The sequence below is a fragment of the Streptomyces scabiei 87.22 genome, assembly GCF_000091305.1.
Classification (GTDB): Bacteria; Actinomycetota; Actinomycetes; order Streptomycetales; family Streptomycetaceae; genus Streptomyces; species Streptomyces scabiei.
In genome coordinates this window covers 5,527,426-5,548,878 of sequence record NC_013929.1, presented here as the reverse complement: position 1 = coordinate 5,548,878, position 21,453 = coordinate 5,527,426, and the positions used below count along the sequence as shown (strand labels likewise).

The following is a 21,453-nucleotide window of genomic DNA, read 5'->3' as shown; positions in this document are numbered from 1 at the left end:
GCGATGTGAGGAGCGAGCCCCTGCCGTCGGGGCACCGGCACCCGGCTCCTCAGGTCGTGAGCAGCAGGTCCGAGCTGATCGTCTCCCACAGCGCGTCGAACCACAGGCCGGACTGTTCGACGAAGGTCGTGTCCCGCGGCGCCGCGGCCGCGCCCCGCTCGAAGGCGAAGAGCGTCGACTGGGTGCCCTCGGCGTCGTACATCTCCAGCTGCTCACTGTCCACTTCGGCCTCCTTCCGCTGGACGGTGTAGTACGCGAACAGCGCCTCGCGGCCGTTGAGCAGGTACAGCTTCACGGGCGGGGTGAAGGGCAGCGCGCGGAAGGAGACGTGGACGTCGATGCGGTGCGTGGACCGCAGGGCCAGCAGATTGTGCTTCAGGACCTGCCCCTGGGCGTTGCGCTGGGCGAGCCAGCGGCGCTGCAGCCGGCCGTCGACCGAGGCGTCGACCGGGGCCGGGAAGGCCAGCGGGATGTCCCGGCTGGGCAGCATCACCCGGACGTCGACCCTGGCCGGATTCAAGCGCCCCGCGTGAATCTCGCGCAACGACTCGCCCACGGCGAGCGTGAGGGACACGGACGTCAGGCACAGGGCGTCGATCCGCACGTGCGGGGCCGCGAACGCCGCCGACACCCGGCGGGTGAGCTCCACCATCGTGGGCCGCGGGGCCGCTTCCGGCCCGCCGGCGGCCGCCGTCCCCGGGCCTGCGGCGACGGTGGCCGGACTGCCCTTGGAAACATTGGTCAGCAGGTGCTCGGACTGCAGGATGCGCAGGGCCTGCCGTACGGCCCCGCGCTCCACGCCGAACTCGTCGGCCAGCTTCGCCTGGGTGGGCATGCGCTGTCCCGGTCGCAGCTCGCCGGACCTGATCCGGCCGCGCAACACGTCGGCCACCTCGTGGTGTGACCTCTGGGGCCGCTGTGACGACTTCCGCCCATCGACGGCCGTGCGTTCCCGCTCCACGAACAAACACTACAACTTCTCGCCATCTTTGTGCAGTTCGTGGGAAGGTGGTTATGAGACGACTCCAAGAGGAGATAAGTAAGGTGGAGTTGGTCGCCAACTTTCACAACATGGTTGAAGCTGATGACTGTTGGTGACACCGAGACCGACCGTTCGCTCTCTCCTCCGGAGGGGAGCCGGGAGCCCGACCGGTCCGCACAGCCACAACTGAATGGATCAGCCACAACTGAATGCGCAGCCACAACCACAACTGAACAGCTACGGATTCCGCACCCATCACGAAAGGTCAGAAGATGTCCGGGCACCATGGGCGCCTGGACGTCCGCAGCAGGGCGTCGGCTACGGAGGCGGCGCCCTTCCGCTGTTCCCGGACCCGGCCGAGCGCGGCGAGCCGTACGGCCGACTCGTCGCCCAGCCACAGCGCCGCCAGGTCCGAGGCGTCCAGCACGAGGTCACCGTCCTCGCGCGAGGGCACGCAACTCGCCCCGTCCGGGCCCGCGTCCAGCCGGTAGCGCCCCTCCGCGAAGCCGCCCGCGTCGGCGATCTCCAGCACCAGCGTCCCGGTCCCGGCGTACGTACGCGCCTCCAGCGCCCGTACGACGTCGAGTATCCGCACCCACAGCCAGTCCGCGTGGGTGGTGACGCTCACCGCGCGCGGGTCGGGGAAGAAGTGCGGCAACAGGTCGTCGGGGGCCCGCCAGCCGGACTTGACCTTGGTGATCCAGTCGATCGAGCAGAGGTAGTGCCACAGGGCGCGCTCGGCGGCCGGGGTGGTCGCGATCAGCCAGTTGACGTCGGCCGTGTTCTGCGGCTGCTTCATCTGCCAGCTGTCGTCCGCCTCGTAGGAGACGAGGCCCTCGACCTCACCGGCGGCCGAGCGGTACACGGCGTAGAACGGATCGGTCCACGAGGAACTGGTCCGCAGATCACCGGTGTTGACGCGCCACCAGCGCTCGTCGCGGCTCACCGCCCCGGGCAGGGCGTGGCGGAGCCGGTCGTGGAGGGCGGGACCGAGCGCGCGGACGGCCGCCCCGTCGACGAGGTCGACCCGGCCGCCGTCCGCCGGGCCCGACCAGCGGGGGTCCAGGCCGGTGCGGGGCACGTCGACGGTGTACTCGGTGGTCCAGGTGGCCGGGCCGAAGCCGTAGCGGCCGTAGATCGGGTACTCGGCGGCGATCAGGGTGGCGACGACATCGCCCCGATCCTTCGCGGCGGCGAGGTCCTGGGCCATCATCCGGGTGAGGAGGCCCCGGCGGCGGTGGGTGGGGCTGACCGTGACGTTCGAGATGGCGTCGGCGGGGACGGTCCGCCCGCCGACGACCGTGAGTTCCTGGGGGAACGAGCGGAAGGTCGCGACCACCTGGGCGGTGTCGGCGGGGGTCAGGGGGGCGTGGACGCGGGCCTCGTCGAACGCGGCGAGGGTGCGGGACGGGTCGATGTGGAACGAGCGGTCCTTGAGCTCCTGCTCGGAGAGGGACTCCGGGGGGCGGAGGAAGCCGGTGTTCAGGGCGTTCAGCCAGGCCGGGATCTCGTCCTCGGTGACGGGGCGTACGGCTGTGTCGGGGGAGGCGCTCATGGGGTCACGCTAGGGGGCGCCCCGCGGTGTGTCGCGGGCTTTTCGCCGGCCCCGCCGGCCCCTGCCCGCCCCTGCCCGCCCCTGCGCAATGCTTGCCCGTCCTCCGCAGGGACCGCGCCCCTGAAAGCAGGGACCGCGCCCCTGCCTTCAGGCACCGGCCCTCCCTACGTCAGCAGGTCGTCCACCTGGGCCTCGCCCTCCCGGTAGCGGCGGGCGATCTCCGCGCTGCAGTCGTCGGCGGTGCGCTGGAGGCGCTGGCGGCGGCCGGAGATCTGTCGCTCGTGGTGCACGAGACGGGCGCGCCCGGCGGTGAGTTCGTCGTCGGTGCGGGCCTGGAGGTCGGAGAGTTCGACCTCGTCGAGCAGCTCGGCGGCGAGCCGGCGGTACTCCTCGCCGTACGGCGTGCCCACGGTGACGTGCCGGGCCGAGGAGCGGTGCCGGGCCGGGGCGTCCGTGAGGATCGCCGAGAGCCGGTCCACGAGCGCCGTGGGTTCGCCGGCGGCCGCGGGGTCCGTCGCGCCGCCCCGGCGGGCCAGCTCGGCGCACAGGATGTCGATCCGGCCCTGGAGCAGCCGCCGCAGATAGCTGAGGTCGGCCTCGTCCCGCTGGGCGTCCCGGCGCAGCGCGCGCAGTTCGGGCAGCCGCAGCCGGGACAGGTCGTGCTCGGCCTGGTCCGGCGGCGGCAGCGGTCCGCTGTCCGTGCGCTGGACCGGTGGCCTGCGGATACCGGGGCCGGGCCCCGGGGTCGTACGGGTAAACGTCGCAGTCCCCGGGGGCTGCCCGGTACTCGATGTGCTCATGCGCCTCAACCGTCCCCTCGACCGGTGTGTGTGAGCATGGTGCCACTCTCGGTGGCCGCTTTGTGACCGAGTCCCCGCGATCCACCCCAGATGGTCGGTATTGGATCAATGAGAAAGACCGGGCAAAGCGCACCTCAAACCCCGGTGATCACAAACCCCCCGTAAGAGGGACCCCTCACACACGGTTGATGGACGTCGGCGGCATGATGGTCGGCATGCGTGCGGTGGTGCAGAGAGTCGACGGGGCGAGTGTCGTCGTCGACGGTGAGACGGTCGGGGAGATCCGGGGCGAGGGGCTGTGCGTCCTGGTCGGGGTGACACACGACGACACCGAGGAGAAGGCGGCGCGGCTGGCCCGCAAACTGTGGTCCCTGCGGATGCTGCGCGACGAGAAGTCGTGCAGCGACGTGGATGCGCCCCTGCTGGTGATCAGCCAGTTCACGCTGTACGGCGACGCGCGCAAGGGGCGCCGGCCCACCTGGAACGCGGCGGCCCCCGGCGACGTCGCCGAGCCGCTGGTGGAGGAGGTCGTCGCGCGGTTGCGGGCCCTGGGGGCGACCGTGGCCACGGGGCGGTTCGGGGCGAGCATGCGGGTCGGGCTGACGAACGACGGCCCGTTCACGGTGCTGCTGGAGATGTAGCGCGCCCGCCCCAACAGCCCTCCCCTACGGCTCGACCACCGTCTCCTGCGCCGCGGCGGTCGTGTCCGCCATCAGCCTCGCGTCCACCGGCACGTTGCGCTTGATCAGTGCCAGGGCCACCGGGCCCAGTTCGTGGTGGCGTACGGACGTCGTGACGAAGCCGAGCTTGCGGCCGTCGGGGCCGTCGTCGGCGAGGCGGAGTTCCGCGCCGCGCGGCGGGAGGTGGACCTCGCTGCCGTCGAGGTGGAGGAAGACCAGACGGCGCGGGGGCTTGCCGAGGTTCTGCACGCGGGCGACGGTCTCCTGACCCCGGTAGCAGCCCTTCTGCAGATGCACCGCCGTACCGATCCAGCCCAGCTCGTGCGGGATCGTGCGGTGGTCGGTCTCGAAACCGAGGCGGGGACGGTGGTGCTCGACCCGCAGCGCCTCGTACGCGAGCAGCCCCACGGCCGGGCCCGCCTTCTCTGCGAACGACTCCAGGTCGGCGCGCGGCAGGAACAGATCACGGCCGTACGGCGTCTCGCGGACGACCGTGCCCGCGGGGATCTGCGTGATCGAGCCGGCCGGGAGGTGGACGACCGCGACGTCGTCCGTGCGGTCGGCCACGTCGACCCGGTAGAAGAACTTCATCGACTCCAGGTACGCGAGCAGCGCCTCCCGGGTGCCGGGCTCGGCATGGGCCCAGACGGTGGTGCCGTCGTCGACCAGGTACAGCGCGTGCTCGATGTGGCCGTTGGCGGAGAGGATCAGCGCCTCGGTGGCCTCGCCGACGGGGAGTTCGCTGACGTGCTGGGTGAGGAGCAGGTGCAGCCAGCTGAGCCGGTCCTCGCCGGACACGGCGATCACGCCGCGGTGGGAGAGGTCGACGAATCCGGTGCCGTCGGCGAGGGTGCGCTGTTCGCGGAACAGGTCGCCGTAGTGCGCGGCGACACCTTCATCCACCCCCTCGGCGGGGACGGCGCCGGGCAGGGACAGCAGAGGGCTCTTCATATGCCTAGCCTACGACTTGGCAGGTGACGCCTTGAGGGTGCAGCTCTCGCAGCGGCCGAAGATCGCGAAGTGCTTCAGGTCGGTGTCGAACCCGAAGGTCTCGCGCAGCTTCGCCGTGAAGTCCTGCGCCACCGACACATCGGCCTCGATGACGTTCTCGCAGTCCCGGCAGACCAGATGGATGTGGTGATGCCGGTCCGCCAGGTGGTACGTCGGCGCCCCGTGCCCCAGATGGGCATGGCTGACCAGCCCCAGCTCCTCCAGCAGCTCCAGGGTCCGGTAGACGGTGGAGATGTTGACCCCCGAGGCCGTCTTCCGCACTTCTACGAGGATGTCGTCGGGGGTCGCGTGCTCCAGGGTGTCCACGGCTTCGAGCACGAGTTGCCGCTGCGGCGTCAGCCGGTAGCCGCGCTGCCTGAGGTCACTCTTCCAGTCGGTGCTCACCACACCTCAGAGTCTAGGACTACTTGAAGAACGCGATGCCGTCGTCCGGCATGTCGTCCGGGAGGGCCTTCGCCCAGCGTTCGACGTCCTCGGGGGTGACGACCTTCTTCAGGTGCGCGGACATGTAGGGGCGCAGCTCCACGTCGGGTGTCGCCTTCTCGCCGACCCACATCAGGTCGCTGTGCACATAGCCGTACAGCCGCTTGCCGCCGCTGTACGGCCCCGAGGCCGCCGTCCGCGCGACCGCGTCGGTGACGACGTCGATCTGCGGCTTCTGCTTGGCCAGCTCGCCGTACCAGACCTCGACGACGCCGTCGTCACGGGTCATCACGATCTCGACCTTGCGGTCGGCGTCGATGCGCCAGAACCCGGACTCGGTCTCCAGCGGACGGACCTTGTTCCCGTCCTTGTCCAGCACCCAGGTGTGGGAGTGGTACTCCAGGAAGTCCCGGCCGTCGTGGGAGAAGGTGACCTCCTGGCCGAAGTTGCACTTCTCCGCACCGGGGAAGTCGTGGACGCCCGCGCCCGCCCAGTCGCCGAGCAGAAAGGCGAGGGGGACGAGGTCCTTGTGCAGGTCGGACGGGATCTCGATCATCGGTTCTTCCTAGGAGTGGGTCAGCGCTGGCCCTGGTACAGCTTCTTCACGGTCAGACCGGCGAAGGCGAGAACGCCGACGGCGACCAGGACCAGCAGGATTTCGAAGAAGAGTTCCACGGGGTGCTCCTCGGATGAGCGGGGGTTCGGTACTGCACAAGGCCGGACCCCAGCTTACGCGGCCGGGGTCCGGGGTTCGCCGCGAGGTGCGGTGATCACGGCGCGGACTACCATGCGGCCATGGCGAAGAAGCTCGTGATCAAGGTGACGGCCGGGGCGGACGCCCCCGAGCGGTGCTCCCAGGCGTTCACGGTGGCCGCCGTGGCCGTGGCCAGCGGGGTGGAGGTGTCCCTGTGGCTGACCGGCGAGTCCGCGTGGTTCGCGCTGCCGGGCCGGGCCGCCGAGTTCGAGCTGCCGCACGCCGCCCCGCTCCCCGATCTGCTCGACTCGGTCCTCGCGGGCGGCAGGCTCACCCTGTGCACCCAGTGCGCCGCCCGCCGCGACATCACCGAGAAGGACGTCATCGAGGGCGTCCGGATCGCGGGGGCGCAGGTGTTCGTGCAGGAGGCGCTGGCGGACGACGCCCGGGCGCTCGTCTACTGAGCGGCGGACCCGGTCTAGGGTCTCGGCCGTCTCCGGCCGTCCAGCTCGTCCCACCACTCGTCGGACTTCGGGTCGCCGGAGGGGTCGTCCCACCAGCGGTCGTCGGGACCGCGCCGGTTGGCGACGACCGCGGCCAGCGGCGGGATGACCATGGCGACCACGCACATGCCGACCGCGACCGGGACCGACCAGAGGCGTACGACGCCCCAGGCCAGGACGAAGAGCGCGAGGCACGTGCCCATCATGGCGAAGTAGGCGTGGCGCCGGCGGGCGTACATGTCTCCAGCGTAGGCCCGCGCACGGCCGAGGGCCGTACCCCCGGTCGGACACCAGGGGTACGGCCCTCGGCCGTTCGGGAACAACCGCCTCAGACGGCGATCGCGACCTCCGCCAGGCCGCCCTGCTCGGCGACGACGGTACGGTCGGCGGTGCCGCCGGGGACGAGCGCGCGGACGGTCCAGGTGCCCTCGGCCGCGTAGAAGCGGAACTGGCCCGTCGCGGAGGTCGGGACCTCCGCCGTGAACTCGCCGGTCGAGTCCAGCAGCCGGACGTAACCGACCACCGGCTCGCCGTCGCGGGTCACCTGGCCCTGGATCGTGGTCTCACCGGGCTTGATCGTCGAGGCGTCCGGGCCGCCGGCCTTCGCTCCACACATGTCTTTCTCCAGATTCAGATAGGGGTCTGACCGGAAGGAAGGCCGGTCGGGTGGGTACGCGGGGGTGTCTTACTTGTTGGCGCCGAGCTCGATCGGGACGCCGACGAGGCTGCCGTACTCGGTCCAGGAGCCGTCGTAGTTCTTGACGTTCTCCACACCGAGCAGCTCGTGCAGGACGAACCAGGTCAGCGCGGAACGCTCACCGATGCGGCAGTAGGCGATGGTGTCCTTCGCCAGGTCCACCTGCTCGTCGGCGTACAGCTCCTTGAGGGCGTCGTCCGACTTGAAGGTGCCGTCGTCGTTGGCGTTCTTCGACCACGGGATGTTGCGGGCGCTGGGTACGTGGCCCGGACGCTGGGACTGCTCCTGCGGCAGGTGGGCCGGGGCGAGCAGCTTGCCGGAGAACTCGTCGGGCGAGCGCACGTCGACCAGGTTCTGCGAGCCGATCGCGGCGACGACGTCGTCACGGAAGGCGCGGATCGCGGTGTTCTGCGGCTTGGCCTTGTACTCGGTGGCGGGGCGTACGGGCACCTCGTCGACCAGCTCGCGGGCGTCCAGCTCCCACTTCTTGCGGCCGCCGTCGAGCAGCTTGACGTTCTCGTGGCCGTACAGCTTGAAGTACCAGTAGGCGTACGAGGCGAACCAGTTGTTGTTGCCGCCGTAGAGGACGACGAGGGTGTCGTTGCCGATGCCCTTCTCCGACAGGAGCTTCTCGAAGCCCTCCTGGTCGACGAAGTCACGGCGGACCGGGTCCTGGAGGTCCTTCGTCCAGTCGATCCGGATGGCGTTCTTGATGTGGTTCTTCTCGTACGCCGTGGTGTCCTCGTCGACCTCGACGACGGCGATGTTCGGGTCGTCGAGGTTGGCCTCGACCCAGTCGGCGTCTACCAGGACGTCGCTGCGGCTCATGCTCTTACTCCTCCGGGGCAGTTACGGCGGGGCGGGTTGCGGGTGTCTCCGGCGGTTCGGCCGGGGCGCGCAGGGATGGGCCCTGGCTCGAACAGGGCAGGCATCGGGGACGCGGCGGCAGGACTCCGCCGCTCGCTCAGAAAGTGCGACAGAGCATGGCGGCGACGCGGCACAGGTCTACTGCCCGCCGCTTCGTGAGATCCGCCTGTCGCTTCATGACTGTCGATCGTAGGGACGGACAGGCGGACGTGTCACCGGTGTGTCGGATAATGAGACGCGATCGTCCGTAATGTGGGACCGGAAGGGCGTACGCGCTGCCGGCGGGGCGATTCCCGAGGGGTGTAGCGATCGTCACAGCTGCCCCGCGGACGTGAACGTCTCGCCACTCGGACAGCGCAGGTCCGTGCGTCGTGCGCCGGTCACCGTCCGTCGTCCGTCGTCCGTCGTCCGTCGTCCGTCGTTCGCCGCCCGCTCGATCCCGCCCCGGTCCTACCCGGCGAGCTTGACGTTCGAACCCCGGACCGTGATGTCCACGCCGTCCGGCGCGGCCTCGACCTTGTCGAGCTTGATGCCGCCGGGGAGGCCGTCGATCTTCTGCTCGAAGTCGGTGATCGAGCGGACCTGGCCCTCGGCGGCCTCGACGACGAGGTTCGGCAGGTTGTCGGCGTGCACCTTCACGGTGTCGCCGTCGACGGTGACCGTGCTGAGCACCGGGTAGGTCGTCGACTTGCCCAGGAAGGTGACCTTGATGTCGACCTTGACCTTGCCCTTGCCGCCGTCGGAGAGGCCGACGACCTGGGCGGTCGCGCCGGGGAGGATCCGGGTGGGCGCGGACTTGGCAGCCTTGAGGAGTTCGTCGTACGTGATGGTCGCGGTGCCGGTGGCGGTGGCGGCGGTGGCGGAGCTGTAGTCGCTGGAGAAGGCGACGCCGTGCATGTTCGCCTTCAGGTCGGCGATGCGGATGCTCTCGTCCGCCTTGCCGGTGGTCGCCTCGTAGTCCTCGATGCCGACCTCTACGTCGTCGAGTTCGCCGCTCGCGACCTGGGTGAGGAACGGAAAACCCTTGATGGAGACGTCGGGGGCGGTCGCGAGGCCCTCGCTGGTCTTCAGCTGCTGGGCCGCCTCGTCCTCGGCGAAGCCGACGGCCACGCGGTCGGCGATCACGAAGAGGCCGCCCAGGATCACGGCGACGATGACAAGTATTCGCAGTGCGCGCATGTCTCGGTGTTCCCCACGTAGTCCACTCGGCGTTCGGCCCGGCGATCAGTCCCGTTGTCCACGACCTGAGTGGCCGTTCTCCGCGAGAGTAATCGTGTGGGTGTGAAGGTGGGGCGGGCCGGGGTGCCTTGTTGATCAGCTGTGACAGGGGCGGCCGGGGTGGGCGTTCCGGGCGGGGCGTTCTGGGCGCCTGGGCGGGTGCGGGTCCGGTGGGGGCTGGTCGCGCAGTTCCCCGCGCCCCTGAAAGCCCGGGCCCAGCCGGACATGAAAGGCCCAGGCCCCGCACCCGGCGAACGTACGACGGCGGAGCCGTCAGGTCAGGGCGCGGCCGAGGAGGTACACCGCCGGTGCCGCGGCCGTCAGCGGCAGGGCCACCCCCGCGGTGAAGTGGACGAAGCGCGAGGGGTAGTCGTACGCCGCGACCCGGTGTCCGATCAGCGCGCAGACGCCCGCCCCGGCGCCGAGCAGAGCCCCGGAGGTGCCGAGGTCGGTCGCGCCGCCGACGGCGATGCCCGCGCCGGTCGCCGCCAGCAGGGCCACGACCACCGACGCCGGCGTGGGCAGCGGCAGGGCGCGGGCCACCACGGCCACCGCCACCGCGACCCCGCCCACCGTGACCGCGTCCGCCTCGGCCGCCAGATGACCGGTCGCGATGATCGACAGCGCCGCCGAGGCCACCGTCGCCATCAGGCCGTACATCCGCTCGTCCGGGTCCGCGTGGCTGCGCAGCCCGAGCACGAGGGCGAGCAGCACCCACACACCGAGCGTCCCGAGGATCGCGGCGGGCGCGTGCTCCCGTCCGGCCGCGAACAGGGCCGCGTCCGCCGCGAGCGCGCCCGCGAACGCCAGCACGATGCCCTGCCGGGCCGGCCACATGCCGTTCAGCCGGAACCAGCCCGCCGCGGTCACGGCCTGGAGGATCACCAGGGGCACGGCGAGGGCGTACTCGCCGATCGCCGCCGCACCGGCCAGCAGCAGGCCCAGCACGGCCGTGATCAGCGCAGGCTGCATCCCGGGCTCGATGATCGGCGACCGTCCCTCGGCCCGCGCCCGCTGGGCGTCGGTGACCCGGGTGTTGCCGGTGAGGGTGGGCGGTCCGTAACCGGGATCGGGCGTCGCGGCGGGGTCCGCCGGGGGCGGCACGGGCGCCTGCGCCGGGGTCGGCTGAGGAGCCTGGGGTGGCTGAGACGCCTGAGGCACCTGCTGCCCGTACGGGTCGTACGAGTTGTACGGGTCGTACGGAGTCGGCTGCCCCTGCTGCCCGTCCTGCCCCGGCTGCTGCCCGTACCGCGCGCTCGGGCCGTCCGGCTGCTGGGGCAGGTACGCCGTCTCCGTCGGATGGCCGGCGGGCGGGGTCTGGGGCTGGATCTGGGTCTCCCAGGTCTGGCCCTCCCACTGCTGGGTGTACTGCTGGGCCTGGGCGGCCCGGCCCTCGTCGTAGCCCTGCCACTCGGGCTGCGCCGCGGCCCCGTACTGCTGCGCCCGCTGGTACTCGTCGTAGCCCTGGTGGCCCTCGTACCCGTACGGCTGGTTGCTCATGATGTGGGGGTCACCCTCCTGCGAACGGCGGAAGCACCTCGACCGTGCCGCCCTCGGCCAGACGTACCGTCTCATGGGCGCGGGTGCCCACCGGGTTGCCGTCGACGAGGAACGAGCATCGCCGCAGGACGCGGACGAGTTCGCCGGGGTGCCGGTCGCGGGCCGCGTTCAGTGCCTCCGCGAGGGTGGCCGCGTCGTAGGGCTCCTCGGCGAGGCCGGCTGCGGACTTGGCCGCGGCCCAGTAGCGGACGGTGCCCTTTGGCATCTGCGTTCCTCTGTATTAGTCGTGACGGGGATCAGGCTACGGGGCGGGCGGCGCGACGGGGAAACCACGGCGGCATCCGTTCACCGCACCCTCCCGGACACGGTTCACCGCACCCTCCCCGCTACCCACTCCCCGACGCGGGCCAGCAGTTCCGCGCTCGCCGCGTTCTCCGCGTGCCCCATCCCCCGCTCCAGCCACAGCTCGCCGTTCTCCCCCGCCGCGGCCGCCAGCATGGCGGGATGGTCGGTCGGGAAGTAGCCGTCGCTGTCGCCGTGGACCACCAGGAGCGGGGTCGGGGCGATGAGGGGGACGGATTCCACCGGGGAGAGGGGGACGGGGTCCCAGTCCCGGTGGTGGATACGGGTGCGGAAGGCACAGCGGCCGAGCAGGCGGCCCTCGGGGCGGGTGATGAGCCAGTGGACCCGGCGCATGGAGGCCGTACCGCGGTAGTACCAGCGGGCGGGGGCGCTGACGGAGACCACCGCGTCGGGGCCGTCCGGCAGGGCCGCGTGGCGCAGGACGACCGAGCCGCCCATGGAGAACCCGACCGTGGCGACGCGCTCGTGCCCGAGGGCGCGGGCCCAGCGGACCGCCGCCGCGAGATCGAGCACCTCACGGTCGCCGACCGTGGAGCGGCCGCCGGACCGTCCGTGACCCCGGAAGGAGAAGGTGACGACGGACCCGTACCGCGTGAGCGCCTGCGCCACCCTCCGAACATGTGGACGATCAACGTGCCCGGTGAAGCCGTGCGCGACGATGAATGCGAGAGGGCCGGAAGATGGAGTTCCGGTGCCCGCCGCACCTTTGTATACAACGGCTTTCGGGTTGTATACGGCCTCGATATTCACCCCGTCGTCAGTGCGTAGAAACCTGCGCAAAGGGGTGCGGGGTGGCGCCGAACTCGTTCGACCGGCCGTCTCAGAGTTCGGAATGTCGGAAGATCGCGTCACATGGCCTGCCGGACCAGCACTCATGTGGGCTATTCTGCTGGACAGAGGACTCGGGCAATGTTGCCCCCGGGTCCTTTTGTGCTTTCGGAAGCGTTGTATACGAGCGGGAAACGCCAGATGACCGCAGGTGTACGGGCCCCGGGATCGCAGAGCAGAACACTGATCGGCGCCGCATTCGAAGATCGCGGTGGCGCACAGTGCCACACACGTCCTCGCAGGGACCGAGGAGGAACCAGACGTATGAGTTCTCTGCTGCTCCTGACCAATGCCCTCCAGCCTTCCACTGAGGTGCTTCCGGCCCTCGGCCTGCTGCTGCACAACGTGCGCGTGGCCCCGGCGGAAGGCCCCGCTCTTGTCGACACCCCCGGTGCGGACGTCATCCTGATCGACGGCCGCCGCGACCTCCCGCAGGTCCGCAGCCTGTGTCAGCTGCTCCGCTCCACGGGCCCCGGCTGCCCCCTCATCCTGGTCGTCACCGAGGGCGGCCTCGCCGCCGTCACCGCCGACTGGGGCATCGACGACGTCCTCCTCGACACCGCCGGCCCCGCCGAGGTGGAGGCCCGGCTGCGGCTCGCCATGGGCAGGCAGCAGATCGTCAACGACGACTCCCCCATGGAGATCCGCAACGGCGACCTCTCGGTGGACGAGGCGACCTACAGCGCCAAGCTCAAGGGCCGCGTCCTCGACCTCACGTTCAAGGAGTTCGAGCTCCTCAAGTACCTCGCCCAGCACCCGGGCCGCGTCTTCACCCGCGCCCAGCTGCTCCAGGAGGTCTGGGGCTACGACTACTTCGGCGGCACCCGGACGGTCGACGTCCACGTACGGCGGCTGCGCGCCAAGCTCGGCCCCGAGCACGAGTCCCTGATCGGGACGGTCCGCAACGTCGGTTATCGATTCGTTACGCCCGAGAAGGCGGAGCGCGCCGGTGACGACGCCAAGAGCAGGGCCGCCTCCTCAAAGGCGGCGGATGCGGACGAGACGGCGCCTCTGGAGGCCGTCGAGGTCGCGGCCGAGGCGTAGGGGCGGTGCCGCCGGGCTCCGTACGCGCCGGTAACCCATCGGTGTGCCGGCGTACGCCCTGCCCAGCGGCGATCCATCCGCGTAGACTCCGCGCGTGGCCAAGGTGACTCGGGATGACGTGGCACGACTGGCGGGTACATCGACCGCCGTCGTGAGCTACGTCATCAACAACGGACCCCGGCCGGTCGCCCCGGCCACGCGCGAGCGTGTCCTCGCCGCGATCAAGGAACTGTCGTACCGGCCCGACCGCGTCGCCCAGGCGATGGCCTCCCGGCGCACGGACCTCATAGGCATGATCGTGCCGGACGCGCGCCAGCCCTTCTTCGGCGAGATGACCCACGCCGTGGAGCAGGCCGCCGCCGAGCGCGGAAAGATGGTGCTCGTCGGCAACACCGACTACGTCGCCGAGCGCGAGGTCCACTATCTGCGGGCGTTCCTCGGGATGCGGGTCTCCGGACTGATCCTCGTCAGCCACGCCCTGAACGACAACGCGGCCGCCGAGATAGAGGCGTGGGACGCGCGGGTCGTGCTGCTGCACGAGCGGCCCGAGGCGATCGACGACGTGGCCGTGGTGACCGACGACATCGGCGGCGCGAAGCTCGCCGTGGATCACCTCCTGTCGCACGGGTACGCGTACGTCGCCTGTCTGGGCGGCATCGCCGAGACCCCGCTCGTCGGCGACCCCGTCTCCGACCACGTCGAGGGCTGGCGGCGCGCCATGGACGAGGCCGGGATCCCCACCGAGGGCCGGCTCTTCCAGGCCCCCTACAACCGGTACGACGCCTACCAGGTGGCGCTCAAGCTGCTGGCCGGGCCGGACCGGCCGCCGGCGATCTTCTGCTCCACCGACGACCAGGCGATCGGTGTGCTGCGGGCCGCGCGCGAGCTGCGCATCGAGGTGCCGAGCGAGCTGGCCGTCGTCGGGTTCGACGACGTCAAGGAGGCGGCGCTGACCGATCCGCCGCTGACGACGATCGCGACGGACCGTACGGGGATGGCACGGGCCGCGGTGGACCTGGTGCTGGACGACGGGATCCGGGTGGCCGGGTCCCGGCGCGAGCGGGTGAAGCTGTTCCCGTCGACGCTGGTGGCCCGGCGGTCCTGCGGCTGCCCGTAGCCCTGCGGGGCGTGGACCCGGCCGACCGCTGAACACCAGGTAGGTCACCGCTCCTCGCACGGTGCTTCCTTGCTTTCCCATGCCTGGCGGGCCCGGCGCCTTTATATGGGGCGAACGAGCTTCTGGTTCGGTTCTCAGGGAGCACTCAGGAACGTCTCATGGTCGGGCGGCAGGCTCTGAGTCATGACCGAGAGCTTCCGCCGCAGCGGCGAGTACGAGAACCCCTACCAGGGTGAGAACCCCTACCAGGGTCAGCAGCAGCACTCCGGGTACGCCCAGGGCGAGACCCAGCAGCAGCCCGCGTACCTCCGGCAGCAGCCCGCCTCCGCCCCGGTGAACCCGGAGTGGCCGCCTCCGCCGGCGTACGAGCCGGCCTCGGCGACGGCGTCGCCGGGAACGGGCGCGTCGCCGGGAACGGGCGCATCGGCGGGGACGGTGACGGCACCCGCGTCGAGAAGGCGGAGCCGGGGTCCGATCGCGCTGGTGGCGGCCGTGGCGTTCGTCGCGGCGGCGATCGGCGGCGGTACGGCCTACGGCATCCAGGAGCTGACCGGCACGAGCAGCGCGACCTCCAGCTCCACCAGCACGAGCGTGGTGCCGACCAGCCAGAAGGGCACCGTCGCCGGCGTCGCCTCGGCGGTCAGCCCGAGCATCGTGGAGATCAACGCCGCCTCGAACGCCGGGGAGTCCACCGGTTCCGGCGTGATCATCACCAGCGACGGCGAGATCGTCACCAACAACCACGTCATCGCCGGCGCCTCGCAGATCAAGGTGTCGACGAGCAACGGCAAGACCTACACCGCCGAGGTCGTGGGCACGGACAGCAAGAAGGACCTCGCCCTCATCAAACTGCGGAACGCCTCCGGGCTGAAGACCGCCACGCTCGGCGACTCCGCCGGCGTCAAGGTCGGCGACCAGGTCGTGGCGATCGGCTCCCCCGAGGGTCTGACCGGCACGGTCACCAGCGGCATCGTCTCCGCCCTCGACCGTGACGTGACGGTCTCGACGGACGAGAGCCAGGGCCAGCAGCAGGGCGGTGGCGGTGGCGGGCAGTGGCCGTTCGAGTTCGGCGGGCAGCAGTTCAACGGCGACACGGGTTCGTCGACGACCACGTACAAGGCCCTCCAGACGGACGCCTCGCTGAACCCCGGCAACTCCGGCGGCGCCCTCATCGACATGAACGGCAACATCATCGGCATCAACTCGGCGATGTACTCCGCCGCGGACGCCTCCTCGTCCAGCGCGGGCAGCGTGGGCCTCGGCTTCGCGATCCCGGTCAACACGGTCAAGGCCGACCTGAGCACGCTGCGCGCGGGCGGCTCGGACTGAGGTCCGGCCCACCCGCTGCCCACCCACCCCATCAGCCCCATCAGCCCCATCAACCTCTCCAGTCCCTCCAGTTCCTCCAGTCCCGCTGAGTCCAGGGAGTTCGACATGATCACGCAGATCTCGCACGACGTGGAGACCGTCGGCGACCCGGCCGGGCTGGGTCTCGCCCTCGCGGTGGCGGCCGAGCTGCACCCGGCGGTGACGAGGGCACCCGAGGTGGCGTCCGCCGTCCCCGCCCCGGCCCGCCGCGCCACGGCCGGCCGGCCCCGCCGCCGCCCGGTCCGCGGCTGATCAACCGCTGATCCGCAGCCGATCCGCACGCGCTACTGCGCGGCCCGGTGACGTGCAAGGCTAGGACGAGACCGTGCGACCAGCCCCTACGGCGCCCCGGCCCCGTACCCACCCCACACGAGGAACGACACCCACATGAGCCCCGCCGAAGGTGCCACCGAACCCCAGCGCATCCTCATCGTCGACGACGAGCCGGCGGTGCGCGACGCGCTCAGGCGCAGCCTCGCCTTCGAGGGCTACGGCACCGAGGTCGCCGTCGACGGGGCGGACGCGCTGGAGAAGGCGACCGCGTACCGGCCGGACCTGGTGATCCTCGACGTCCAGATGCCGCGGATGGACGGGCTGACCGCGGCCCGCCGTATCCGCGGCGCCGGCGACACCACCCCGATCCTGATGCTCACGGCCCGCGACACGGTCGGCGACCGCGTCACCGGTCTCGACGCCGGCGCGGACGACTACCTCGTCAAGCCGTTCGAACTGGACGAACTCTTCGCCCGGGTGCGGGCGTTGCTGCGCCGCAGCACCTACGCGACCGCCCTCGCCGACACCGCCGAGGCGGACGAGGCGCTCAGCTTCGCGGACCTGCGGATGGACCTGGCGACGCGCGAGGTCACGCGGGGGACGCGCCCGGTGGAGCTGACCCGTACGGAGTTCACCCTGCTGGAGATGTTCATGGCGCACCCGCGCCAGGTCCTCACACGGGAGCAGATCCTGAAGGCGGTCTGGGGCTTCGACTTCGAGCCGTCCTCCAACTCCCTCGACGTGTACGTCATGTACCTGCGCCGCAAGACCGAGGCGGGCGGCGAGCCGCGGCTCGTGCACACGGTGCGCGGTGTCGGGTACGTCCTGCGGCAGGGCGGCGCGGAGTGAGAAGGCTCCTGGGCCGCTACCGGTCCCTGCCGATCAGGGCCCGGCTGGCGATGCTGGTCGCGGCGGCGGTGGCCTTCGCGGTGGCGGCGGTGTCGGTGACCTGCTGGTTCATCGTGCAGGGGAAGCTGTACGACCAGCTCAACGACGACCTGAAGAAGTCCATGGGCATGATGCGGAACACGGCCGCGCAGGCGGTCAATTCCTGCACGCAGGTCCCGGCGAAGAACGACGGCCGCCAGGGCCCCCAGAACACCTACTTCCAGGTGGTCCTGGAGAACGGAACTCCCTGTGTTCTGCCCTTCTCCGCAGGCCTGGTCAACGTCAGCGAGGGCGACGAGGAGATCGTCAGCGGCACGGATCGTGATCTCGCCCTCTTCCGCAACGGCACCGACTCGGAAGGCGCCGACGTACGGATCATGACCGAGCCGGTGACCCTCACCGATCGGGCCACCGGGGAGACGTCCCACGCGGCGGTCGTCGTCGCGCTCCCGCTCAAGGGCACCCAGTCCACCCTCAACGACCTCGCCCTCATCCTCCTCCTCGTCTCCGGCATCGGGGTCGTCGGTGCCGGTGCGGCCGGTCTGGCCGTGGCGCGTGCGGGTCTGCGGCCGGTCGACAAGCTCACCGAGGCCGTCGAGCACGTGGCGCGCACCGAGGACCTGAGCATCCGCATTCCCGTGGAGGAGCGGAGCGAGGACGAGGTCGCCCGTCTCTCCCGCTCCTTCAACTCGATGACGAGCGCCCTAGCCAGCTCCCGCGAACTGCAGCAGCAGCTGATCGCCGACGCCGGCCACGAACTCCGTACGCCGCTGACGTCGCTACGCACCAACATCGAACTCCTCACTCGCAGCGAGGAGACGGGCCGCCCCATCCCCGCGGACGACCGCAAGGCCCTGCTCGCCTCGGTGAAGGCCCAGATGACCGAACTGGCCGCGCTGATAGGTGACTTGCAAGAGCTGTCGCGCTCGGAGTCGGGCCAGCAGGGCGGCCGGCACCTCCAGGTGGTCGACTTCCAGGAGACCGTGGAGGCGGCCCTGCGCCGGGCCCGGCTGCGCGGCCCCGAGCTGACGATCACGGCGGACCTCCAGCCCTGGTACGTGCGCTCCGAGCCGTCCGCGCTGGAGCGGGCCATCGTCAACATCCTCGACAACGCGGTGAAGTTCAGCCCCGAGGGCGGCTCGATCGAGGTCTCCCTCGACGGGGGTGTCCTCCGGGTCCGCGACCACGGCCCCGGCATCCCCGCCGACGAACTCCCCCACGTCTTCGACCGCTTCTGGCGCTCCCCCAGCGCGCGGGCCCTGCCGGGCTCGGGGCTGGGCCTGTCCATCGTGGCCCGCACGGTCGAACAGGCGGGCGGCGAGGTGTCCCTGTCCCGGGCGGACGGCGGCGGCACACGGGCGACGGTCCGGCTGCCGGGTGCGACGACTCCGCCACCGGGGGAGCCGGCGGGGGTGTGAGGCCCTCGACGAAGGCGGACCCCCGTCACCGTCGACCCCGTGGATCTTGCGTGACGTGTTCGTGACACATTTCTGAGAAGCGCCGGAGGAGGCTCTGACGCCGCTGTGAGGTCGGTCGTGTTCCCTACCGGGGAGTTCTTCGAGTTCCTCGTTCCCCGGACGACCGAACCGGTGGCTGCCGACGCCGGCGTACATCAGTAGGAGCGCACAACTATGCGAACCGCACTCAAGGTCAGGGCCTCCCTCAAGAAGGGCGCCCTCGTCGCCGCCTCCACCGCGCTGGCCGTGTCCGGCCTCCTCGCCGGCTCCGGCTCCGCGCAGGCGGCCGGCGGGCCCGGCGGCGCCACGAACATCCGGGGCGTGGACCCCGGCAACACCGACTCGATGATCGAGCGGCTCTGTGGCCAGAGGACGAGCCTGACGGGCGTGTACGGGGCCCTCAACGTCCGTACCGGCGAGTTCAAGACGCGGGACGAGTACCTGCGGGACGTCGTCGGCCTGTGGCTGCCGGCCGGCGACTGGGAGACCTTCCGCGGCTGGTGCGGCAACGCGCAGGCGTCGACCTGGTCCACCACGGGCACCGCCGTCCGCACCTCCCCCTGGATCGGCAACCGGGGCTCGAAGGACGACAAGGAGACCTTCGTCAGCAGCTACACCACGAAGACCTTCGCCAAGAAGAGCGTCGGCGCGCAGCTCAGCTTCTCCGTCGCCAAGAGCATCTTCTCCGCGGAGGCCGGCGGCAGCTTCTCGTACGAGTGGGGCTGGGAGAAGTCCTCCACCCGTGAGCGCCGCAGCGAGAAGACGATCCCGCCGTGCACGCAGATCGCCGTCACGTGGACGCCGTTCCAGCGTGTGGTCCGGGTGAACCCGATCTTCTACGTCGAGGACTACTCCTGGAACAAGGGCAACGGCGAGAAGACCGTCCACACCTGGCGCAACCGCTCCTACCGCACGATCTACTCGTACGGCTACTTCATCGACGGCACCTCCGACAAGCTCCTGCCCAACGGCGAGCCCGACGGCCGCGAGGACAAGTGGGAGCAGAAGCTGGACCCGAAGACCTGCGCCAAGTGAGGCTCCCGCCCGCCCGTACGCCGCGTCGGTGACGAAAAAGGTTCCCCGCACCCCCCAGGAGGGGAGCGGGGAACCTTTTCGTGAGCGGCCCGTGGGGCGGGTGGCTAGTTGATGATCGTGATCCGGTTGGCGGCCGGGGGCGCGATCGGGCTGCTCGCCGAGGAGTTGGCCAGCAGGTACTGCTCCAGCGCGCTGAGGTCGTCCGCGCCGACCAGGTCGTTCGTGCCCTGGCCCAGCGTCGGGTAGCCGTCGCCGCCGCCCGCGAGGAAGCTGTTGGTGGCGACACGGTAGGTGGCGTTCGGGTCGATGGCGGCACCGTTGAGCTTGATGGTGCCGACGACGACGCGGTCGGCGCCGGTCTTCGTGAGGTCGAGCGTGTACGTCAGACCGGACGACGGCAGCAGCACCTTCGGCGCGGCGGTGTTCGAACCGCTGACCTGCTCCTTGAGGACCTGGATGATCTGGGAGCCCTTGAAGTCCTGCAGGTTGACCGTGTTGGAGAACGGCTGGACGGTGAAGCCCTCGGCGTAGGTGACCACGCCGTCGCCCTCGGTGCCCTTGGCCGCGTAGGTGAGCGGCGCGCGCACACCGCCGGGGTTCATCAGCGCGAGGTCGACCTCGGGGTCCAGGGTCTTGCCGTACCAGTACTGCGCGTCGGCGATGAGGTCACCCATCGGGGTCTCCGTGCCGACGTTGGGCACGTCGGCGGAGATGTAGCCGATGGTGCGGTTGCCGATGGGGGCGGCGAGGGTGTTCCACCTGCTGATGAGGGCCGTCATGTCGGCGGCCTTCGGCACGGTCCGGGTGACCACGTGGTTCGCGGACTTCACGGCCGTACGGGCGATGTCGCCGGTCACACGGTCGTACGTCAGCGTCGTGTCGGTGTAGAGGCGGCCGAAGGACGCGGCCGAGGTGACCATGCGCGGCTTGCCCGCCGGGTCGTTGATCGTGCAGGCGTACGCGGCGTGCGTGTGGCCCGTGACCAGGGCGTCGACCTTCGGCGTGATGTTCTTGGCGATGTCGACGATCGGACCCGAGATGCCGTCACCGGCGCCGGGCGAGTCGCAGTCGTAGTTGTACGACTGGGAGGCGGGCAGGCCGCCCTCGTGGATCAGCGCGACGACCGACTTGACGCCCTGGCTCTCCAGCTCCTTGGCGTACTTGTTGATCGTCTCGACCTCGTCCTTGAACTTGAGGCCCTTGACGCCCTCGGCGGAGACGACGCCCGGGGTGTCCTCCAGGGTCACACCGATGAAGCCGATCTTGACGCCGTTCTTCTTCCACACCCAGTAGGGCTTCAGGAGCGGCTTGCCGGTCTTCTCCTCGATGACGTTCGCCGCGAGGTACGGGAAGTCGGCGCCCTTGAACTTCTTGCCGTCGACGTAGCAGCCGTCGACCTTGTGGCAGCCGCCCTTCTGCAGGCGGCGCAGCTCCTTGGCGCCCTCGTCGAACTCGTGGTTGCCGACGCTCGTCACGTCGAGGTCGAGCCCGTTCAGCGCCTCGATGGTGGGCTCGTCGTGGAACAGGCCCGAGATCAGCGGGGAGGCACCGACCATGTCGCCCGCGGCGGCCGTGATCGAGAACTTGCTGTTGGCCTTGCGGGCGTCCCGCAGGTGCGTGGCCAGGTACTCGACACCACCGGCGTTGATCGTCGTGGTCGTGCCGTCCTCGTGCAGCTCGGTCACCCGGCCCGAGGAACCGGCCGGCGGCTCCAGGTTGCCGTGCAGGTCGTTGAACGACAGCAGCTGCACGTCCTGGTAGCGCGGCTTGTTCTTGCCGGGCTTGTGCGACGGCGCCTCACCGGCGCTCGCCGGCATCGCGGCGGCCAGCGCCCCGACGGTCGCCAGGCCGGCCGCGGCGGCGAGGATCCGGTTGCGGCGGCGCCGCGCTTGGGGTGTGGCTGACATGTGCCCCCCTGGATTCGTGAGAAGTAAGGAAAACGTGAGAACAGGCCCCGTCGGCCCGAAGCGTAGGGTCAACGCGCGTAGCGCGACAGGGGGTTCATGGTTACGACCTGGTTGCCATCAAGGAGGACTGGTGACGAAAGAGGACGAACGGCGCGCCCCGAAGGGGCGCGGGGAACTGCGCGACCAGCCAGATTCAAGCCGCACCCGCAAAGACCACGGAACCGGCCGGGCTCATAGGCGCGC

Annotated in this window: 23 protein-coding genes; 9 read left to right on the top strand and 14 right to left on the bottom strand. The window is 70.6% G+C overall.

The window, feature by feature from the left end; genetic code table 11:
- Positions 1 to 49: 49 nt before the first annotated feature.
- From SCAB_RS23730 to SCAB_RS23720, 3 genes are all read right to left on the bottom strand, one after another.
- On the bottom strand, positions 50 to 967 hold the full coding sequence (locus tag SCAB_RS23730; RefSeq protein ID WP_013002607.1) for a winged helix-turn-helix domain-containing protein: 918 nt from the start codon (positions 965 to 967) through the stop codon (positions 50 to 52).
- 280 nt (positions 968 to 1,247) lie between these two features.
- Positions 1,248 to 2,537 (bottom strand): GNAT family N-acetyltransferase, encoded by a 1,290-nt coding sequence (locus SCAB_RS23725; protein ID WP_013002606.1) that lies wholly within the window; start codon positions 2,535 to 2,537, stop codon positions 1,248 to 1,250.
- Between the two features lie 164 nt (positions 2,538 to 2,701).
- On the bottom strand, positions 2,702 to 3,337 hold the full coding sequence (locus SCAB_RS23720) for an RsiG family protein (protein ID WP_013002605.1): 636 nt from the start codon (positions 3,335 to 3,337) through the stop codon (positions 2,702 to 2,704).
- A gap of 215 nt (positions 3,338 to 3,552) precedes the next feature.
- Between SCAB_RS23720 and dtd the strand changes: the two genes are divergently transcribed.
- The gene (gene dtd, locus SCAB_RS23715) at positions 3,553 to 3,978 is read left to right on the top strand and encodes a D-aminoacyl-tRNA deacylase (RefSeq protein WP_037726299.1); all 426 of its coding nucleotides are present in this window, start codon (positions 3,553 to 3,555) and stop codon (positions 3,976 to 3,978) included.
- A gap of 24 nt (positions 3,979 to 4,002) precedes the next feature.
- Here dtd and ygfZ read toward each other — a convergent pair whose 3' ends face one another.
- From ygfZ to SCAB_RS23700, 3 genes are read right to left on the bottom strand one after another with little or no spacing between them, the layout of a single operon-like run.
- Positions 4,003 to 4,968 carry a CAF17-like 4Fe-4S cluster assembly/insertion protein YgfZ gene (gene ygfZ, locus SCAB_RS23710; protein WP_013002603.1) on the bottom strand — a complete coding sequence of 322 codons (966 nt, stop codon included), beginning with the start codon at positions 4,966 to 4,968 and terminating at the stop codon, positions 4,003 to 4,005.
- Between the two features lie 9 nt (positions 4,969 to 4,977).
- The gene (locus tag SCAB_RS23705) at positions 4,978 to 5,415 is read right to left on the bottom strand and encodes a Fur family transcriptional regulator (RefSeq protein ID WP_013002602.1); all 438 of its coding nucleotides are present in this window, start codon (positions 5,413 to 5,415) and stop codon (positions 4,978 to 4,980) included.
- Between the two features lie 16 nt (positions 5,416 to 5,431).
- Complete coding sequence (locus SCAB_RS23700) at positions 5,432 to 6,007, bottom strand: FABP family protein (protein ID WP_005476868.1); 576 nt, start codon at positions 6,005 to 6,007, stop codon at positions 5,432 to 5,434.
- 239 nt (positions 6,008 to 6,246) lie between these two features.
- Here SCAB_RS23700 and SCAB_RS23690 point away from each other — a divergent pair, with 239 nt between their 5' ends.
- A complete protein-coding gene (locus SCAB_RS23690; RefSeq protein ID WP_013002601.1) occupies positions 6,247 to 6,609 on the top strand; it encodes a DsrE family protein in 363 nt (120 codons plus the stop codon).
- Between the two features lie 14 nt (positions 6,610 to 6,623).
- Here the strand turns inward: SCAB_RS23690 and SCAB_RS23685 are convergent, their stop codons facing one another.
- The 7 genes from SCAB_RS23685 to SCAB_RS23655 form a co-directional block, all read right to left on the bottom strand.
- Complete coding sequence (locus SCAB_RS23685; RefSeq protein ID WP_005476872.1) at positions 6,624 to 6,887, bottom strand: DUF3099 domain-containing protein; 264 nt, start codon at positions 6,885 to 6,887, stop codon at positions 6,624 to 6,626.
- An 89-nt stretch (positions 6,888 to 6,976) separates the two neighbouring features.
- The gene (locus SCAB_RS23680) at positions 6,977 to 7,264 is read right to left on the bottom strand and encodes a DUF1416 domain-containing protein (protein ID WP_013002600.1); all 288 of its coding nucleotides are present in this window, start codon (positions 7,262 to 7,264) and stop codon (positions 6,977 to 6,979) included.
- Positions 7,265 to 7,333: 69 nt separating this feature from the next.
- A complete protein-coding gene (locus tag SCAB_RS23675) occupies positions 7,334 to 8,173 on the bottom strand; it encodes a sulfurtransferase (protein WP_013002599.1) in 840 nt (279 codons plus the stop codon).
- A 489-nt stretch (positions 8,174 to 8,662) separates the two neighbouring features.
- Complete coding sequence (locus SCAB_RS23670; RefSeq protein ID WP_013002598.1) at positions 8,663 to 9,391, bottom strand: LmeA family phospholipid-binding protein; 729 nt, start codon at positions 9,389 to 9,391, stop codon at positions 8,663 to 8,665.
- Positions 9,392 to 9,703: 312 nt separating this feature from the next.
- The gene (locus SCAB_RS23665) at positions 9,704 to 10,930 is read right to left on the bottom strand and encodes a hypothetical protein (RefSeq protein WP_041669543.1); all 1,227 of its coding nucleotides are present in this window, start codon (positions 10,928 to 10,930) and stop codon (positions 9,704 to 9,706) included.
- Positions 10,931 to 10,940: 10 nt separating this feature from the next.
- Positions 10,941 to 11,195, bottom strand: coding sequence for a MoaD/ThiS family protein (locus SCAB_RS23660; RefSeq protein ID WP_013002596.1), 255 nt, complete (start codon positions 11,193 to 11,195; stop codon positions 10,941 to 10,943).
- A gap of 104 nt (positions 11,196 to 11,299) precedes the next feature.
- A complete protein-coding gene (locus SCAB_RS23655) occupies positions 11,300 to 12,169 on the bottom strand; it encodes an alpha/beta hydrolase (protein WP_173402900.1) in 870 nt (289 codons plus the stop codon).
- Positions 12,170 to 12,385: 216 nt separating this feature from the next.
- On the opposite strand from SCAB_RS23655, the gene SCAB_RS23650 reads away from it, so the two are divergent.
- From SCAB_RS23650 to SCAB_RS23620, 7 genes are all read left to right on the top strand, one after another.
- A complete protein-coding gene (locus tag SCAB_RS23650) occupies positions 12,386 to 13,165 on the top strand; it encodes a response regulator transcription factor (protein ID WP_013002593.1) in 780 nt (259 codons plus the stop codon).
- A gap of 94 nt (positions 13,166 to 13,259) precedes the next feature.
- On the top strand, positions 13,260 to 14,282 hold the full coding sequence (locus SCAB_RS23645; protein WP_013002592.1) for a LacI family DNA-binding transcriptional regulator: 1,023 nt from the start codon (positions 13,260 to 13,262) through the stop codon (positions 14,280 to 14,282).
- A gap of 183 nt (positions 14,283 to 14,465) precedes the next feature.
- Complete coding sequence (locus SCAB_RS23640) at positions 14,466 to 15,611, top strand: S1C family serine protease (protein WP_041669541.1); 1,146 nt, start codon at positions 14,466 to 14,468, stop codon at positions 15,609 to 15,611.
- Positions 15,612 to 15,716: 105 nt separating this feature from the next.
- Complete coding sequence (locus SCAB_RS23635; protein ID WP_013002590.1) at positions 15,717 to 15,902, top strand: hypothetical protein; 186 nt, start codon at positions 15,717 to 15,719, stop codon at positions 15,900 to 15,902.
- A 135-nt stretch (positions 15,903 to 16,037) separates the two neighbouring features.
- Positions 16,038 to 16,772, top strand: coding sequence for a response regulator transcription factor (locus SCAB_RS23630; protein WP_013002589.1), 735 nt, complete (start codon positions 16,038 to 16,040; stop codon positions 16,770 to 16,772).
- Positions 16,769 to 18,229, top strand: coding sequence for a HAMP domain-containing sensor histidine kinase (locus tag SCAB_RS23625; RefSeq protein WP_013002588.1), 1,461 nt, complete (start codon positions 16,769 to 16,771; stop codon positions 18,227 to 18,229). Before SCAB_RS23630 ends, SCAB_RS23625 begins: the two co-directional genes overlap by 4 nt.
- Before the next feature lie 213 nt (positions 18,230 to 18,442).
- Positions 18,443 to 19,303 (top strand): hypothetical protein, encoded by an 861-nt coding sequence (locus tag SCAB_RS23620; protein WP_013002587.1) that lies wholly within the window; start codon positions 18,443 to 18,445, stop codon positions 19,301 to 19,303.
- A gap of 104 nt (positions 19,304 to 19,407) precedes the next feature.
- Here SCAB_RS23620 and SCAB_RS23615 read toward each other — a convergent pair whose 3' ends face one another.
- Positions 19,408 to 21,210: a bifunctional metallophosphatase/5'-nucleotidase gene (locus SCAB_RS23615; RefSeq protein ID WP_013002586.1), complete on the bottom strand. Its 1,803-nt coding sequence runs from the start codon at positions 21,208 to 21,210 to the stop codon at positions 19,408 to 19,410.
- Positions 21,211 to 21,453: the final 243 nt, after the last annotated feature.

Excerpts from the sequence above, each read along its gene's own strand:
- ygfZ (WP_013002603.1), bottom strand. The coding sequence starts at position 4,968 with ATGAAGAGCCCTCTGCTGTCCCTGCCCGGCGCCGTCCCCGCCGAGGGG.
- SCAB_RS23640 (WP_041669541.1), top strand. The coding sequence starts at position 14,466 with ATGACCGAGAGCTTCCGCCGCAGCGGCGAGTACGAGAACCCCTACCAG.
- SCAB_RS23680 (WP_013002600.1), bottom strand. The coding sequence starts at position 7,264 with ATGTGTGGAGCGAAGGCCGGCGGCCCGGACGCCTCGACGATCAAGCCC.
- SCAB_RS23630 (WP_013002589.1), top strand. The coding sequence starts at position 16,038 with ATGAGCCCCGCCGAAGGTGCCACCGAACCCCAGCGCATCCTCATCGTC.
- dtd (WP_037726299.1), top strand. The coding sequence starts at position 3,553 with ATGCGTGCGGTGGTGCAGAGAGTCGACGGGGCGAGTGTCGTCGTCGAC.
- SCAB_RS23665 (WP_041669543.1), bottom strand. The coding sequence starts at position 10,930 with ATGAGCAACCAGCCGTACGGGTACGAGGGCCACCAGGGCTACGACGAG.
- SCAB_RS23655 (WP_173402900.1), bottom strand. The coding sequence starts at position 12,169 with ATGAGTGCTGGTCCGGCAGGCCATGTGACGCGATCTTCCGACATTCCG.
- SCAB_RS23615 (WP_013002586.1), bottom strand. The coding sequence starts at position 21,210 with ATGTCAGCCACACCCCAAGCGCGGCGCCGCCGCAACCGGATCCTCGCC.
- SCAB_RS23620 (WP_013002587.1), top strand. The coding sequence starts at position 18,443 with ATGCGAACCGCACTCAAGGTCAGGGCCTCCCTCAAGAAGGGCGCCCTC.
- SCAB_RS23690 (WP_013002601.1), top strand. The coding sequence starts at position 6,247 with ATGGCGAAGAAGCTCGTGATCAAGGTGACGGCCGGGGCGGACGCCCCC.
- SCAB_RS23720 (WP_013002605.1), bottom strand. The coding sequence starts at position 3,337 with ATGAGCACATCGAGTACCGGGCAGCCCCCGGGGACTGCGACGTTTACC.
- SCAB_RS23685 (WP_005476872.1), bottom strand. The coding sequence starts at position 6,887 with ATGTACGCCCGCCGGCGCCACGCCTACTTCGCCATGATGGGCACGTGC.
- SCAB_RS23650 (WP_013002593.1), top strand. The coding sequence starts at position 12,386 with ATGAGTTCTCTGCTGCTCCTGACCAATGCCCTCCAGCCTTCCACTGAG.
- SCAB_RS23670 (WP_013002598.1), bottom strand. The coding sequence starts at position 9,391 with ATGCGCGCACTGCGAATACTTGTCATCGTCGCCGTGATCCTGGGCGGC.
- SCAB_RS23660 (WP_013002596.1), bottom strand. The coding sequence starts at position 11,195 with ATGCCAAAGGGCACCGTCCGCTACTGGGCCGCGGCCAAGTCCGCAGCC.
- SCAB_RS23700 (WP_005476868.1), bottom strand. The coding sequence starts at position 6,007 with ATGATCGAGATCCCGTCCGACCTGCACAAGGACCTCGTCCCCCTCGCC.
- SCAB_RS23635 (WP_013002590.1), top strand. The coding sequence starts at position 15,717 with ATGATCACGCAGATCTCGCACGACGTGGAGACCGTCGGCGACCCGGCC.
- SCAB_RS23725 (WP_013002606.1), bottom strand. The coding sequence starts at position 2,537 with ATGAGCGCCTCCCCCGACACAGCCGTACGCCCCGTCACCGAGGACGAG.
- SCAB_RS23675 (WP_013002599.1), bottom strand. The coding sequence starts at position 8,173 with ATGAGCCGCAGCGACGTCCTGGTAGACGCCGACTGGGTCGAGGCCAAC.